This window comes from Streptomyces sp. WMMB 714 (assembly GCF_900090125.1).
Classification (GTDB): Bacteria; Actinomycetota; Actinomycetes; order Streptomycetales; family Streptomycetaceae; genus Streptomyces; species Streptomyces daqingensis.
This window is the reverse complement of the sequence record NZ_FMHJ01000007.1, coordinates 227,367-242,138: the sequence shown is the minus strand read 5'-3', so window position 1 is coordinate 242,138 and position 14,772 is coordinate 227,367. Positions and strand designations below refer to the sequence as shown.

The 14,772-nt window shown below is 71.4% G+C and carries 12 protein-coding genes; 2 read left to right on the top strand and 10 right to left on the bottom strand.

The features are described 5' to 3' along the window. Positions 1-283 precede the first annotated feature (283 nt). Complete coding sequence (locus tag H181DRAFT_RS15225; RefSeq protein WP_045864972.1) at positions 284-1,921, bottom strand: NsdA family TPR-like regulatory protein; 1,638 nt, start codon at positions 1,919-1,921, stop codon at positions 284-286. Between the two features lie 280 nt (positions 1,922-2,201). Here H181DRAFT_RS15225 and H181DRAFT_RS15220 point away from each other — a divergent pair, with 280 nt between their 5' ends. Then, a complete protein-coding gene (locus tag H181DRAFT_RS15220; RefSeq protein ID WP_045864971.1) occupies positions 2,202-2,897 on the top strand; it encodes a bifunctional DNA primase/polymerase in 696 nt (231 codons plus the stop codon). Between the two features lie 162 nt (positions 2,898-3,059). Here the strand turns inward: H181DRAFT_RS15220 and ftsY are convergent, their stop codons facing one another. From ftsY to H181DRAFT_RS15195, 5 genes are all read right to left on the bottom strand, one after another. Further along, a complete protein-coding gene (gene ftsY, locus H181DRAFT_RS15215) occupies positions 3,060-4,259 on the bottom strand; it encodes a signal recognition particle-docking protein FtsY (RefSeq protein WP_045864970.1) in 1,200 nt (399 codons plus the stop codon). 157 nt (positions 4,260-4,416) lie between these two features. Beyond that, positions 4,417-5,841 carry a sugar porter family MFS transporter gene (locus H181DRAFT_RS15210; protein WP_045864969.1) on the bottom strand — a complete coding sequence of 475 codons (1,425 nt, stop codon included), beginning with the start codon at positions 5,839-5,841 and terminating at the stop codon, positions 4,417-4,419. Between the two features lie 235 nt (positions 5,842-6,076). Continuing rightward, positions 6,077-9,643: a chromosome segregation protein SMC gene (gene smc / locus H181DRAFT_RS15205; protein WP_045864968.1), complete on the bottom strand. Its 3,567-nt coding sequence runs from the start codon at positions 9,641-9,643 to the stop codon at positions 6,077-6,079. 255 nt (positions 9,644-9,898) lie between these two features. Then, a complete protein-coding gene (locus H181DRAFT_RS15200) occupies positions 9,899-10,111 on the bottom strand; it encodes a hypothetical protein (protein ID WP_045864967.1) in 213 nt (70 codons plus the stop codon). 303 nt (positions 10,112-10,414) lie between these two features. After that, positions 10,415-10,738 carry an acylphosphatase gene (locus tag H181DRAFT_RS15195; protein ID WP_045864966.1) on the bottom strand — a complete coding sequence of 108 codons (324 nt, stop codon included), beginning with the start codon at positions 10,736-10,738 and terminating at the stop codon, positions 10,415-10,417. Between the two features lie 290 nt (positions 10,739-11,028). On the opposite strand from H181DRAFT_RS15195, the gene H181DRAFT_RS15190 reads away from it, so the two are divergent. After that, positions 11,029-11,823, top strand: a complete 795-nt coding sequence (locus tag H181DRAFT_RS15190; protein ID WP_045864965.1) for a CAP domain-containing protein — start codon at positions 11,029-11,031, stop codon at positions 11,821-11,823. 132 nt (positions 11,824-11,955) lie between these two features. On the opposite strand, the gene H181DRAFT_RS15185 is transcribed toward H181DRAFT_RS15190, so the two are convergent. From H181DRAFT_RS15185 to rnc, 4 genes are all read right to left on the bottom strand, one after another. Next, complete coding sequence (locus H181DRAFT_RS15185) at positions 11,956-12,540, bottom strand: phosphotransferase family protein (RefSeq protein ID WP_254666861.1); 585 nt, start codon at positions 12,538-12,540, stop codon at positions 11,956-11,958. 40 nt (positions 12,541-12,580) lie between these two features. Beyond that, entirely contained in the window at positions 12,581-12,778 is a 198-nt protein-coding gene (locus H181DRAFT_RS29170) for a hypothetical protein (protein ID WP_139131708.1), read from the bottom strand. A gap of 99 nt (positions 12,779-12,877) precedes the next feature. Further along, positions 12,878-13,819, bottom strand: coding sequence for a bifunctional DNA-formamidopyrimidine glycosylase/DNA-(apurinic or apyrimidinic site) lyase (gene mutM, locus H181DRAFT_RS15175; RefSeq protein ID WP_045864963.1), 942 nt, complete (start codon positions 13,817-13,819; stop codon positions 12,878-12,880). Positions 13,820-13,934: 115 nt separating this feature from the next. Further along, the gene (rnc, locus tag H181DRAFT_RS15170) at positions 13,935-14,756 is read right to left on the bottom strand and encodes a ribonuclease III (protein WP_045865135.1); all 822 of its coding nucleotides are present in this window, start codon (positions 14,754-14,756) and stop codon (positions 13,935-13,937) included. Positions 14,757-14,772 lie beyond the last annotated feature (16 nt).

Sequence of the window (14,772 nt, the reverse complement as noted above, 5' to 3'; positions counted from 1 at the left end):
ATGCCGCCGGGTGTTTCGCTGTGGTGACGATGCTCGCGGCAGTGTTACGCCCGCATGAACGGCCATGAGATGCCGACCGTCCGACTGCTCTCACGTCCGCCGGTGCGGCCCGCCCGGCACTCAGGCCACGCGCGGCCTGTGCGATCGTCCCGCGGACGGCGAGTACCGGCCGCGCCCGCATCCGTACGACGTGGCGTCGGGGGAGCCCAGTCGGATACCGGGATGCGGAGCGCGGCCGGTGGTCAGGGGCCTGCTGCGGACGGCAGGTCAGCGGGCCAAGCGGTCAGCCCGCCACGGCGACGTCCTCGTCCTCGGGCAGCTCCGCCGCGAGCCGCTCGCCCAGCTGGACGACTTCCGCGACCTCCCCGAAGTCCCTCGCCGCCCAGGCCGCCGTCCTGCGCAGCCGGTTGTTGACCCGCTCGGAGCGGAGCCGCTTCGCCACGTCGAACGCCTCCCCGGTACGGACGGCACCGTCCTGCGGCTCCTTCTGCAGCAGGTGCACGCTCGCCATGCCGAGGAGGTTCAGCGCGTAGGAGCGCCGGTGTCCGCCGCCGTGCGTCTGCGCGGACTCCAGCTCGAACAGCTCCACCGCCCGCTCCATCGCGGGGCGGGCCATCGACGCGTACGTCGGGCTGCGGCCGGAGGAGTAGGCGAGGTCGCGGTAGGAGTGCGCGATCTCGGCGTTCAGCTCGGCCTCCGAGAAGAACCGGATCCAGTCGGGGTCGCGGTCCCCCGCTCCGACGTCCTCGAAGGACTCCTCCGCCATCCGCACCGCCCGCCGGCACTTGCCGGGCTGCCCCATGTTGGCGTAGGCGCGGGCCTCCATGGCCGAGAGCATTGCCTGCGTACGCGCCGTCGCACCCTCCCTGCTGCCGTACTGCGCGAGGTGGACGAGCTCCAGCGCGTCCTCCGGGCGGCCCAGATGGATCATCTGCCGGCCCATCTTGCTCAGCACGTACGAGCCCAGGGGACGGTCTCCCGCCTCCTTGGCGGCGTGCAGCGCCAGGACGAAGTACTTCTGCGCAGTGGGCTGGAGGCCGACGTCGAAGCTCATCCACCCCGCCAGCTCGGCCAGTTCGGCCGTGACGCGGAAGAGGCGCCTGCCCACCGCGTCGGTGTGCTGCTCCTGCAGCAGGTCCGTCACCTCGTGCAGCTGACCGACGACGGCCTTGCGGCGCAACCCGCCTCCGCACTGCGCGTCCCACTGCCGGAACATCACCGTCGTCTGCTCGAGCAGCTCGACCTCGGGGAGCGACAGCTTGGCGGCACGCTTGCGGGACGTGCCTCCGGGTCCGCCGAGGGCCCCGATGGTGTCCGTCGCGCTGTCGCCGTGGCCCGGCCCCTCCGCGGCACCGGGAACTGCCTCACCGGCACCGCCCTGCCAGGCCCCCGCATACGCCTCCGGGCCCTCGCCCTCAGCTGCCTGCGTGGCGCCGCCCGCGCCCCCCGGCGGCACCGGGCTCGGCACCAGCCAGCGCTGCATGGGCTCCACCAGCGCGGGCCCGGCCGAGACCGCCAGGGAGTTGCCGAGGAATCCGCGCCGCCCCAGCATCAGGTCGCCGCGCGAGAACTCGTTGATCATCGACACCGTCTGCGGACCCGCCCAGGGCAGATCCACCCCCGACGCCGCCGGCGACTTCCGCACCGGCCGCAGGCCCAGGTCCTCCACGCCGACGACGCAGCCGAAGCGCTCGGAGAAGAGTTCGGACAGGATCCGCGGGATGGGTTCGCGCGGCTGCTCGCCGTCCAGCCAGCGGCGCACGCGCGAGGTGTCGGTGCTGATGTGATGAGCGCCCAACTGACGGGCTCTCCGGTTCACTTGGCGCGCGAGTTCACCCTTGGACCAGCCGCTGCGCTGAAACCACGAGCCCAGTTGCCCGTTGGGGAGCTTCTCGCCCTCGCTCACCCGTAACGCCCCCATCCGGCCCCTCACCCCACCGACCCCATGCCTCCGGCATACCCACGAGGCGAAGTTGCTCCGCTCGTGTGTGTACCGAAAGTAACCCCCCGATCACCGTACTGGCGAGCCCGTTCTCAGAAACGCCACCATTCGCCACCCCTTCGAATGAACCCCCTGGCCGCTGCACGCGCTTCACTTGACCCAGGGTCGTGCCCTGCCGGGGCGGCTCGGCGTACACGGGGGCCGTCACAGTGCGCAGTGCCCTCGTAACCATCGGCAGGCAGGACCCGTTGGAGGGAGCATGGGCTTCACGATCGGCGCCATCGGCGGTCTCAGCGGCATCCGCGAACTCCATCAGCTGCGCCCCGGCGGACGGCGCCGCAGCCGCGCCTCGGCAGCGACCGCCGTCGCGGAGTACACCGGTCTGTGGGGCTGGACGGTGGTCCCCGGCGCCCGCGCCGCGCGTACGGCGGGCGGCCGTACGGAGTGCTCGTGCGGTGCCTCCGTCTGCCCCGCGCCCGGAGCGCATCCTCTGGACGCCTCCCTGGAGGTGCCCGCCGGCGCGACGCTCGACGAGGCGGGCGAGGCGTGGGCACAGGTGCCCGGCGCGGCCCTTCTCCTCCCTACGGGACGGCACTTCGACGTCCTCGACGTCTCCGAGTCCGCCGGGCACCGCGCGCTGGTGCGCCTGGAGCGCATGGGGCTGCCCCTCGGTCCCGTCGCCCTGGCTCCGCACGGGCGCGCCTGGTTCTTCGTCGCTCCGGGGGCGGCCGCCGAACTGCCCGAGCTCCTCTACCGGATGGGCTGGGACGACGCCGAACTCGACCTGCGTGGCGCCGGCGAGGGCGAGTACATCACCGCACCGCCCTCCGACCTGGGAGGGCGCGGGCCGGTGCGCTGGCTGCGTCCTCCCACGCTGGAAGGCGCGGGCTCACCGCCACAGGCCCGGCTGCTGCTGGGCACGCTCGCCTACGTCTGCCACCGGTCGGCCGCCTGAGCCCCGGCGCCCGGCCGCCGAGCCGCCCCGGGAGGCGGCCACAAGCGCGCCCCGCCCCATCTGCACCGTGGGGCGGGGCGCTCGGCTTCGCGCGCGACCGCTATCCGCATACGCCTCGCGGACGACCGGTCCACCCCGCGCGGGCGGGGCACCTCAGGAGGCTCACGCCCCGCCGATGAGGGCGTCGACGAACGCCTCCGGCTCGAACGGCGCCAGGTCGTCCGCGCCCTCCCCGAGCCCGACGAGCTTCACCGGTACGCCCAGTTCACGCTGCACCGCCACGACGATGCCGCCCTTGGCCGTGCCGTCCAGCTTGGTCAGCACGATCCCGGTGATGTCCACGACCTCGGCGAACACCCGGGCCTGGACGAGGCCGTTCTGGCCAGTGGTGGCGTCCAGCACGAGCAGCACCTCGTCGACCGGGCCCTGCTTCTCCACGACGCGCTTGACCTTGCCCAGCTCGTCCATCAGGCCGGTCTTGGTGTGCAGACGTCCCGCCGTGTCGATGAGGACGACGTCCGCGCCCTCGTCGGTGCCCTCCTTCACCGCGTCGAACGCCACCGAGGCCGGGTCCCCGGCCTCGGGCCCCCGCACGGTTCGCGCTCCCACCCGGCGGCCCCAGGTCTGCAGCTGATCGGCCGCGGCGGCGCGGAAGGTGTCGGCGGCCCCGAGCACCACGGACTTGCCGTCGGCGACGAGCACCCGGGCGAGCTTGCCGGTCGTGGTGGTCTTGCCGGTGCCGTTCACGCCGACCACCAGCACCACGCCCGGCCGCTCGACCGCGCCGCGGGTCTCGGTGTGGACCGTGCGGTCCAGGTCCGGGCCGACCAGGGTGAGCAGCTCCTCACGCAGCAGGGTGCGCAGCTCTTCGGGAGTGCGGGTGCCGAGCACCCTGACGCGTTCCCGAAGCCGCTCGACCAGCTCCTGGGTGGGCGCCACGCCGACGTCGGCGGTCAGCAGGGTGTCCTCGATCTCCTCCCACGTCGCGTCGTCGAGATGCTCGCGCGAGAGGAGCGTGAGAAGGCCCTTGCCCAGCGTGTTCTGGGAGCGGGAGAGACGGGAGCGAAGGCGTACGAGCCTGCCCGCGGCCGGCTCCGGCGTCTCGATCTCGGGGGCGGGAGCGGGCGGGGCGGGCGCCTCCGCGGCGGGGAGGTCCACCTCTTCGATCGTTCTGCGCGGCGCTTCCGGGGCGCCCTCGGCCTCCTCCCCCACATGCGGTTCGGCGGGCGGTGCCTTGGTGGCCTGGGCAGCGGCGGACTTCTCTGCTGGTGCGGCCTTCTTCTTCCGGCCGCTCACCACGAGCCCGCTGATCGCGCCGAGCACGACCAGGGCGATGACTACAACGAGGATGACGATTTCCATAGCCCGTCCAGTATCCGGCAACGTCAACCGTGCACGGCAACGCCGCCACGGCGGGCCCCGTACCGCACCCGCCGGCACAGTGGACGGCCACCGCCCCGGGTTCCGAGGTGGAGACCGGGGCGGTGACCGTACAGAGGAGTGGGTGGCGGGGTTCGGATTAACCCATCTCCTCCAACGCCTTGCCCTTCGGTTCCGGAACCCACTTGAGCAGGAACGGGATCGAGAGCAGGGCGAAGCCGGTGTAGACGACGTAGGTGCCCGAGAGGTTCCACTCCGAGAGGCTCGGGAAGCTGGCGGTGATGACCCAGTTGGCGACCCACTGGGCGGCCGCGGCGACGCCGAGGCCCGCAGCCCGGATCTTGTTCGGGAAGATCTCGCCGAGCAGCACCCAGACGACCACGCCCCAGGAGAGCGCGAAGAAGAGCGTGAAGGTGTGCGCGCCGACGAGGGCGACGGCACCCTGGGTGTCCGGCAGCGAGACGTTGTCACCCGACCCCGTACGGGCGGAGAACGCCCAGGCCACCAGGGCGAGCGAGATCGTCATGCCGACCGAGCCGATCAGTCCGAGCGGCTTGCGGCCGATCTTGTCGACCAGCGTCATCGCGATGACGGTGCCGACGATGTTCACGATCGAGGTCGTGAAGGAGTAGAAGAACGAGCTCTCGGGGTTGATCCCCACGGACTGCCACAGCGTCGACGAGTAGTAGAACACCACGTTGATGCCCACGAGTTGCTGGAAGACGGAGAGCCCGATGCCGACCCAGACGATCGGCAGGAAGCCGAAGCGCCCGCCCAGCAGGTCCTTGAACGTCGACTTGTGCTCGCTGCGCATCCCGTGCTCGATCTCCTCGACGCGCTGGTCGATGCGCTCGTGCTCGCCCTCGACGCTGCCAAGCACCTCGCGCGCCTTGGTGTGCTTGCCGACGGAGATCAGGAAGCGGGGCGATTCGGGGATGACGAAGGACAGCAGGAAGTAGGCGACGGACGGGATCACCATGATCCCCAGCATCCACTGCCACGCCTCCAGGCCGGCGAGCCGCCCGCGCTGGTCGCCGTCGGCGAGGGTGAGGACCGCGTAGTTGACCAGCTGCGAGACGGCGATGCCGAGCACGATGGCGCCCTGCTGGAAGGAGGCGAGCCGCCCGCGGTAGGCCGGAGGGGAGACCTCCGCGATGTAGGCCGGGCCGATCACCGACGCCATGCCGATGGCCACGCCGCCGAGCACCCGCCACATGGCCAGGTCCCACAGTGCGAAGGGGAGCGCCGATCCGACGGCGCTCACTGTGAAGATCACCGCCGCGATCTGCATGACGCGGATACGTCCGATGCGGTCGGCGAGGCGACCCGCGATCCCCGCGCCGATGGCGCTGCCGATCAGCGCCGCGGCGATGACCTGCGCCAGCAGGGCCGAACCGATGTCGAACCGGCCTCGTACGGCCTCGACCGCTCCGTTGATCACCGAGCTGTCGTAGCCGAAGAGGAACCCGCCCATGGCAGCCGATGCCGCGATGAAGACGACGCGTCCGAGCGGGGCGGTCTTCCCGCCTGCCTGCGACGGCGCCGCTTGAGGTGTGCTGGTCAAGATCTCTCCTGCGTGCCCGGCGCGCCTCAGCCGGGTTCGGGATTGCGTCGCCTCCGAGCGGGCACGCGACCAGATGGCACAGACGCACCACGACTTGAAGGTAAAAGTGGCGCTGAAGAGACTATGACTTCATCTTTCGAAGTCAATAGCTACAGGAGAATTGGGTTCTTCCCCACGAACGCAGGCTGCCTTCCGCAAGGTTGTTCAAGATGTGAAGAGATAGTGCCGCTGACCCTCAACTGAGGCGCTGGCTGATGACCTTGGAGACGCCGTCACCCTGCATGGAGACGCCGTACAGCGCGTCGGCGACCTCCATCGTCCGCTTCTGGTGCGTGATCACGATCAGCTGCGAGCTGTCCTTCAGCTCCTCCATGATCCGGATCAGACGCTGCAGGTTCGTGTCGTCGAGGGCGGCTTCGACCTCGTCCATGACGTAGAACGGGCTCGGCCGCGCCTTGAAGATCGACACCAGCATCGCGACCGCCGTCAGCGACCGTTCGCCGCCGGACAGCAGCGAGAGCCGCTTGACCTTCTTCCCCGGCGGACGCGCCTCGACGTCGACGCCGGTGGCGAGCATGTCGTCCGGGTCGGTCAGGACCAGACGCCCCTCTCCGCCCGGGAAGAGCCGCGAGAAGACGCCCTCGAACTCGCGGGCAGTGTCGTGGAAGGCCTCCGTGAAGACCTGCTCGACCCGCTCGTCGACCTCCTTCACCACCTGAAGCAGGTCTGCCCGCGTCTTCTTCAGGTCCTCCAGCTGCTCGCTGAGGAACTGGTGGCGCTCCTCCAGAGCCGCGAACTCCTCCAGGGCCAGCGGGTTGATCTTCCCCAGCTTCTGGTAGGCGCGCTCCGCGGCCTTCAGCCGCTTCTCCTGCTCCGCGCGGACGAAGGGCACGGGCTTGTTCCGCGGGTGCTCCGGGTCCTCCGGCAGCTCCTCGCCCTCGGCGGGCAGGGACGGCGGTACGAGCTGGTCCGGGCCGTAGTCGCCGACCAGCCCCGCGGGCTCGACCCCCAGCTCCTCCAGCGCCTTCGTCTCGAGCTGCTCGATGCGCATGCGCTTCTCGGCACCCAGCACCTCACCCCGGTGCATCGAGTCCGTCAGCTTGTCGAGCTCGTCCTTGAGTTCGCGCCCGTCGTTGCGCTCCGCGACCAGCGCCCGCTCGCGCTCCCCCTTGGCCTGACCGGCCGCTTCGCGTTCCTCCTCGGCGCGGCTGAGGGACGCCTCGACGTGCGCCAGCAGCTGGCGCGTTCCCGAGGCCACAGCTCCTGCCACCTCGGCCTCATGACGCATCCGGGCGCGCCGCTGCTCTGCACGCGCCCGCGCCTCACGCTCCGCGCGTGCCCCACGATCGAGTGAATCCGCCCGTCCGGCGAGCGACTTGACCCGCTCCTCGTGGGTGCGTACCTGGAGCCGGGCCTCCATCTCCGTCTGCCTGGCGTTGGCGCCGTCGGCCGAGAGGCGGTCCCGCAAGGAGGTGTCCGGCTCGATGTCCGCCTCGTCCTGCGCCTCCTCGGCGACGGCCAGCCGCTCGGCGAGCTCCTCGGCCTCCTCGTTCGCCCGTACGAGCGCCGCCTCGGCCTTCGCGACCGCCGCCGCGGTCCGCTCCGCCTCCCCGGCCGCGCCGCGTGCCTGCCCGCTCAGCGTCCCGAGCCGCCCCGCAACCTTCGACTTCTCCCTGTCCGCAGCGCTGCGTCGGGCCCCCAGCTCCTCGACGCGTGCGGCGCACCCACGCCGGCGCGCCTTCGCCAGCTCCTGCTCCTCGCTCAGCTCCTCGTGCCGGGCGGCCAGCTCCTCCAGCTTCGCCGCGGCCTCGTCCACGGCCGCCTGCGCCTCCAGCAGGCTCGGCGCACCGGCGGAACCGCCCTGGGCGAAGTGCGCGCCGAGCAGGTCCCCTTCGGCCGTCACCGCCACCGCGCCCGGACGCGACCTGACGAGCTCCTCCGCGTCCTCCAGGGTGTCAACGAGCTGCACGTCCCGCAGCAGGGTGCGCACCGCCGGCATCAGTTCCTCAGGCCCCCGCACGAACTGCGCGGCCGCGCGCGGTCCTTCCTCGCTCTGCGCCCCGACGGGCGCCGCCCCGGCCCCGCCGGAGCCCAGGAGCAGGGCGGCACGGCCCGCGTCGTCCTTGCGCAGCAGCCGCAGCGCCTCAGCGGCCGACGCCGTGTCCGCCACGGCCACGGCGTCCGCGGCCGCGCCGAGGGCCGCCGCCAGCGGCACCTCGAACCCGGGCGTCACGGTGAGGAGTTCGGCGGCGGGCCCGAGGAGGCCGGTCAGCCGGTCGGTCGCGGCCAGCAGCGCTCCCGTGCCGTCCTTCCGGCGAAGTCCCAGCGCGAGCGCCTCGTGGCGGGCCTGGGTCGCCGCCCGCTCACGCTCCACCGTGGTGACGGCCTCACGAGCCGCGGAAAGAACGGCCTCAGCGTCGGCCAGCTCACGTTTGGCGGTCTCATGCTGCTCGGCGAGCTCTTCGTCGTCGTGGTCGAGGCCGTCGACCTCCGCCTGGAGCGCTTCGTACTCCTCCCGGGCCGCCGCCGCACGCTCCTGCGCCTCGTCCCGCGCCGCGGTCAGCCTGTCGATCTCCGACTGCGCCGACGACGCCCTGCTGCGTGCGGCGTTGACCTGTCCGTGCAACCGGGCCAGGCCCTCGCGGCGGTCGGCGATGGCCCGCGCCACGTCCTTCAGGCGGCGCTCCTCGTCGTGCAGCTGCCGCTCCAGCTCGGCGCGGTGCGCCACGGTGTCGTCCAGCGCCCGCTCGGCTGCCTCCAGCGCCGCCTCCAGCTCCGCCTCCTGCTCGCGGATGCGGTTCGCCTCGCGCTCCATGTCCTCGGGGTCGCGCCCTCGGCGCTCCTCGACGGGCGATGCCTTGGCGTGCTGGACGCGCTGGTCGGCGAGGCCGATCGTGCCGCGCACGCGTTCGGCGAGCTGGGAGAGTTCGTACCAGGTCTGCTGGGCCCTCTCCAGACGCGGCGCCAGCGTCCTCACCTGCTGCTCCAGGTCGGCCTCGCGGCGCAGGGCCTCCTTCAGGCGGGCTTCGACGGCGTCCTTGCGCTCCTTGAGCGCCGCCTCGTCCGCGACCTCCGACTTCAGCGCTTCCCTCAGCGTCACGAGGTCGTCGGCGAGCAACCGCAGCCGCGCGTCCCGCAGATCGGCCTGGATCACCTGGGCCTTGCGTGCGACGGCCGCCTGCCGGCCGAGGGGCTTGAGCTGGCGCCGAAGCTCGTCGGTCAGGTCCTGCACGCGGGCGAGGTTGGCCTGCATCGCGTCCAGCTTCCGCAGCGCCTTCTCCTTGCGCTTGCGGTGCTTGAGGACGCCCGCGGCCTCCTCGATGAACGCCCGGCGCCCCATCGGGTCCGCGTGGAGTACGCCGTCGAGCTGGCCCTGGCCGACGATGACGTGCATCTCGCGGCCGATGCCGGAGTCGGACAACAGCTCCTGGATGTCCAGGAGTCGGCAGGTATCGCCGTTGATCTGGTACTCGCTGCCACCGTTGCGGAACATGATCCGCGTGATGGTGACCTCGGAGTACTCGATGGGGAGGGCACCGTCGTTGTTGTTGATGGTGAGCGAGACCTCGGCACGGCCGAGCGGGGGGCGGCCCGTCGTGCCGGCGAAGATGACGTCCTCCATCTTGCCGCCGCGCAGCGACTTGGCGCCCTGCTCCCCCATCACCCACGACAGGGCGTCGACCACGTTGGACTTGCCCGAGCCGTTGGGGCCGACGACGCAGGTGATGCCGGGCTCGAATCGCAGCGTCGTGGCGGAGGCGAAGGACTTGAATCCCCGCAGTGTCAGGCTCTTCAGGTGCACGCCGTCGGACTCTAGTCCACTTGCCCCGTCACGCGGCCCCGGGTCCGGTGACGCAGCGCGCCGAAGTCACGTTGGGCCATTCGGTTTCGCCGAGGTAGGTGAGGGGCACATCAGTCGGTAAGCGCAGCGCCCAACAGCCAGCAGAACCAGCAGTGATGGGGAAAGACCGAGGCCACCCCACAAAAGAACGAAGGGACGCCGAAGCGTCCCTCGCAAATGATCTGAGCGGCTGCCAACGCCGATCTTGACCGTGGGTCAGGTCAGCGCGGGTTCCGCCTGGTGTACGTCGATGTCGATGCTTTCGAGCATCGAGTCCTGATGCCGTGCGGCGGCGGAGAGAGCGTCGTTCTCGGCCTGCATCCGTACGAGCTCGGATTCCAGGTCCTGTACGCGCTGCTGCAGCCGTCGCATCTCGGAGAGGACTCGGGGGTCTGAGCCGCCGACGTAACCGAGAAGCGCCTTTGCCATGATCGATGGTCCTCCACACTGAGTGACCAACACGAGTGGTTGTTGGTCGTGAGGGAAATTTCGCGCCCGCGAGTACCACTTCTGAAGTTATTTTCCGGATCGAACAGTCCGGTTGCGGGGGACTTCCAGCTTCTCACCAAAAGGTTTGACGGTCAACACGATCACGCCCCGCGACCCTGGGCGGCCCTGTCTCGACGGCGTTCCTGCGCCGGAGGCGGCGGCCCGCGGGGGGCGTGAAGATCACTAACAACCACTCGTTGCGGCAGCCTTGCATGGTGAGCCACGAATGGCAACCGCTTTGGATCATCGAATCGCGAAGCCGTCGTAGCCGCCGCGCGGCTGATCCCATATCTCTGTGACGCCGCTTACGTTCCCGGGCGTGTCTCCGGCGCGCAGCCATTCCAGCAGCCGCTCGCACTCGATTCGCCCTCCCTCGGCGACGACTTGGACCCTGCCGTCCCGGAGATTGATCACGAACCCCTCCACGCCGCCGATACGCAGAGCCTCCGCACGCGTGAACCACCGGAAGCCGACCCCTTGTACGCGCCCGCGCACCCACGCGGTCATCCGCACGGCCGCGCCCGGTGCCGCGTTATTGTCATCCGCCTTCGCAATACCCGCAGTCATGGGCGGAGGCTATCCGGACATTTCCTCGACCGGCACATGCGTCCCGTCTGTCATGCGTTAAAGTCCGGCTCAACGAGCTTCACCCGAACGGATGAGGCTGGGAAGCCGAAAACATTGTGAGGACTTCAGAGATGGGCCGTCACAGACGTGTATCCCACGCTCCCGAGCCCCCCGCCGTCACATATGACGCCGGTGCCCGGCAGCGCGGCTCGCACCGCAGGCCGATCCCCCCTCCCTCGCGAGGTGGCGGGCTGTCGGCTCGGGCGGGACTCCTGGGAGCGTCCGCGGCGATGGCCATGGGAGCAGTGGCCGTCGCGTCCACCGTGATCCCGCAGCCCGGCGGAGGCTCGGGGACCCAGTACAGCGATGTAGAGGCCGGTGGCCCCCCCGACACGTCCGAGCTTCCTTCCGTGCCCTCGCCCTCGGGCGGATCCGAGGCCCCGGGCGGTGACGGCGCCGGAAACGGCGAAGGCGGCGCTGTGCCTCCGGAGTCTCCCGGGGCCGAGCAGCCCCAGGACCCGGGCGGTTCGCAGCCGTCCGAACCGGGCGGCGGCAACCCCGGCGGCGACAACTCGCAGCCGTCCGAGCCGGGCGGCGGCAACCCCGGCGGCGGAAGCGAGAGCGGTTCCGGCAGCGACGAGGGTTCCGGATCGGGCTCCGGCTCGGGTTCCGGCTCGTCAGGGGGCGGCGCTCCGAAGAGCCGCACCGAGGTCGCGGAGGCCGAGGTGCTGTCGCTGGTCAACGAGGAGCGGGAGGACGCGGGCTGCAAGCCCGTGAAGGCCGACCGCAGTCTCATCGAGATGGCCGGCGACTTCGCCAAGGACATGGCGATCCTGGGCTTCTTCAGCCACATCGCCCCCGACGGCTCCGGCCCGTGGGACCGTGCGGAGGAGGCAGGGATCCTCGACCTGGGCGGAGAGAACATCGCCCGCGGTCAGTCCAGCGCCGAGGAGGTCATGGAGGACTGGATGGACAGTCCCGCCCACAAGGCCAACATCCTCAACTGCGAGTACCGCACGCTGGGTGTCGGCGCCTACCTCTCGGGCGACGACGGCCCTTGGTGGACGCAGAACTTCGGTTACTGAGAAAAACGCAGGTCAGAGCCCCGGGACGGCACTCAGCCGGACCGGGGCTCTGTTCTGTGTCGCTACTCCGGCCCGCCGCCCGTCCGGCCGCTTGCGTGCCGGCGGACGCCGCCCGGGACGGTCCGGGGCTCGTCAGATGCGGGGCCTCTCCTCCCGTCCCCACGTCGCCAGGCACCGCCGGGTCCACTCCGTGTGCGACCTCCTCAGCGCGGCTCCGGTCAGGTCGGTGCGGCCGAGGTCGCGGTAGTTCGGATGCCAGGTCTCCACGGTCCGCCAGCTCCTCGCCATCGTCGACAGATCCCACAACTCCGTGTCGGGCACCGTCTCTTCGGCGGCTTCCTCGTACGCCTTCAGGAAGACGTCGGCGGCGGCCGGACCGTGCAGCAGCACCATGTCGAACCGGCACCAGCTCACGTCGAAGCCCCGCGGCGCGAGCGACGCCCCCGACCAGTCGATGACGCCCGTCACCCGGCCCTCCTGCCACAGCACGTTGCCCGCCCAGAAGTCGTAGTGCGTCAGGACCGGGGGCTGGTCCGCGAGGCGGTGGCCGTGAGCGGCCAGAACGGAGGCCGCCGGTCCGCCGCTGCCGCCGGCGGACGCCGCCGCGGCGGCCACGCCGTCCCGCAGACCGCCGAACCGCTCCAGCGGCACGGCATGGATCTGTGCGAGCACCCGGCCCAGCTGCACCGCCATGCCGTCCGGAGAGACGGACGTGATGTCGGCGCTGCCCGGGAGCCGTGAGAGCAGGAGGGCGGGTTCACCGAACCGCCGTCCCTGCGTCTCCCGGCGGGAACCGCTGCAGCACCGTCTCCAGGGCCGGTTCAGCGGTTTCGAGCAGATGGGTCACCGCGTGGGTGCCGCCCATGAGGCGTCGCACGGTGCGCGCCGGGACGGCTGAACCCGCTGCCTCCGCTGCCCAGGAGAGGGCCGCGGCGGGCGGCTCGGCTGAAGTCATCGGGTCATGATGCCGGGCCCGCCACGGGAAGGCACCCGAATATGGCGGTACGAGCCTCAAGCGCGGAGGGGGCGCGCGGCGCCTGCTGCTGAGATCGTGTCAGGCCCGCGGGCCGCTGCTCGCGCCGGCCGCCGACCCGACGGTCCGCCTCGGGCGGGGAGCGGGCTGGCAGCGCGGGCAGAAGTAGCTGGACCTGTTCATCCAGGGCCGCCTGCGCATGAGCGTTCCGCACCGGCGGCAGGGCTCGTCCTCGCGTCCGTAGGCGTCCAGTGAGCGCTCGAAGTAGCCGGACTCGCCGTTGACGTTCACGTAGAGGCTGTCGAAGCTGGTGCCGCCGGCGGCGAGCGCCGCGTTCATCACGTCGCGGACGTGGCCGAGCAGTTCGACGGTACGGGGCCGGGTGAGGGAAGCGGTCGGACGCTCGTAGTGCAGCTTGGCGCGCCACAGCGCCTCGTCCGCGTAGATGTTGCCGACACCGCTGATCAGCGACTGGTCGAGCAGCGCGCGCTTGATCGTCGAACGGCGCCGGCGCAGCGCCGCGCAGAAGGCCGCCTCGTCGAAGGCGGGGTCAAGGGGGTCGCGGGCGATGTGGGCGATCACGTCCGGGAGGGTCTCGGCCGTGCCCGTCGTGGGCGGCTGCCCGCCGGGGTGCCGGGCGGGGATCTCCGGGTGCAGGGAGAGCCCGCCGAACGTGCGCTGGTCGACGAAGCGGAGCTCGCCCTCGTCCGCGTCCTCGAAGGTGACCCGGATGCGCAGATGCTTCTCGTCGGGAGCGGAGCCGGGCTGTATGAGGAGCTGACCGCTCATGCCGAGGTGGGCCAGGACGCAGAAGCCCTCGTCGAGCGGGAGCCACAGGTACTTGCCTCTGCGCTTTGCGGGACCGAAGCGGTGGCCCCGGAGCCGTGCGGCGAAGTCGGCGCCGCCGGCGGGGTGCCGGCGGACCGCGCGGGGGTGGAGCACCTCCACCTCCGCGATGGTGCGCCCCGCGGCCCATCGCTCCAGCCCGTGGCGGACGACTTCTACCTCGGGCAGCTCGGGCACTGATTCTCCTCGCACGGGGGGGGCCGGGGCAGGGCCGGCGCCTGCCGGAAAGCGGACTGCGGGCCCCGCCCGTCCGGGCCGGGCCCGCAGGTCCGTCTGTACGCGATGTTGCAGGTCAGGCGCCTGGCGATGTCGCCGCGGCGTCCGGCGGCGCGGCTGCCGCCGCCTTGTCCGCCTCGGCACGGATGGCCCGCCAGGCCGTCTCCGCCGCCTGCTGCTCGGCTTCCTTCTTGCTGCGGCCGGTGCCGGTGCCGTACGCGACACCACCGACGCGGGCAGCAGCCGTGAAGACCTTCTCGTGGTCCGGGCCCGTCTCCGTGACCAGGTACTCCGGGACGCCCAGGCCCTCGGCGGCCGTGAGCTCCTGCAGGCTGGTCTTCCAGTCGAGGCCGGCACCGAGGTTCGAGGAGTGCTCGATGAGCGGGTCGAAGAGCCGGTGGATCAGCTCGGCCGCTGCGTCGAGTCCCCTGTCCAGGTAGACGGCGCCGATCACGGCCTCCAGGGTGTCGGCCAGGATCGATGCCTTGTCCCTGCCGCCGGTCCCCTCTTCACCCCGGCCCAGCTGGATGAACGCGCCGAGGTCGAGGTCGCGCGCCACCCCTGCGAGGGCACGCGAGTTGACCACGGCGGCGCGCAGCTTCGCGAGCTGGCCCTCCGGGAGGTCCGGGTGCAGGCGGTAGAGGGTGTCGGTGACCACCAGTCCGAGGACGGAGTCTCCGAGGAACTCGAGGCGCTCGTTGGTGGGCAGTCCGCCGTTCTCGTACGCGTAGGACCGGTGCGTCAGCGCACGCACCAGAAGGGCGGACTCGAGGGAATACCCGAGCCGCCCTTCCAGAAGCGTGTGGGACGAGGCCGCATCCACCAGATCCGCCGCCGGTGCCGCCGGCTCGCTCCCGTCGCGACGGTGAGCACTGCCGGGGGTTCGGGCGTCTGACATGAAGCCTGTCACCAGC

What these genes read in the sequence shown, in the direction of transcription:
- H181DRAFT_RS15220 (WP_045864971.1), top strand. Translation starts at nt 2,202, where the DNA reads ATGGGCTTCACGATCGGCGCCATCGGCGGTCTCAGCGGCATCCGCGAA.
- H181DRAFT_RS15200 (WP_045864967.1), bottom strand. Translation starts at nt 10,111, where the DNA reads ATGGCAAAGGCGCTTCTCGGTTACGTCGGCGGCTCAGACCCCCGAGTC.
- H181DRAFT_RS15190 (WP_045864965.1), top strand. Translation starts at nt 11,029, where the DNA reads ATGGCCATGGGAGCAGTGGCCGTCGCGTCCACCGTGATCCCGCAGCCC.
- H181DRAFT_RS15195 (WP_045864966.1), bottom strand. Translation starts at nt 10,738, where the DNA reads ATGACTGCGGGTATTGCGAAGGCGGATGACAATAACGCGGCACCGGGC.
- rnc (WP_045865135.1), bottom strand. Translation starts at nt 14,756, where the DNA reads ATGTCAGACGCCCGAACCCCCGGCAGTGCTCACCGTCGCGACGGGAGC.
- ftsY (WP_045864970.1), bottom strand. Translation starts at nt 4,259, where the DNA reads ATGGAAATCGTCATCCTCGTTGTAGTCATCGCCCTGGTCGTGCTCGGC.
- H181DRAFT_RS15225 (WP_045864972.1), bottom strand. Translation starts at nt 1,921, where the DNA reads ATGGGGGCGTTACGGGTGAGCGAGGGCGAGAAGCTCCCCAACGGGCAA.
- H181DRAFT_RS29170 (WP_139131708.1), bottom strand. Translation starts at nt 12,778, where the DNA reads ATGACTTCAGCCGAGCCGCCCGCCGCGGCCCTCTCCTGGGCAGCGGAG.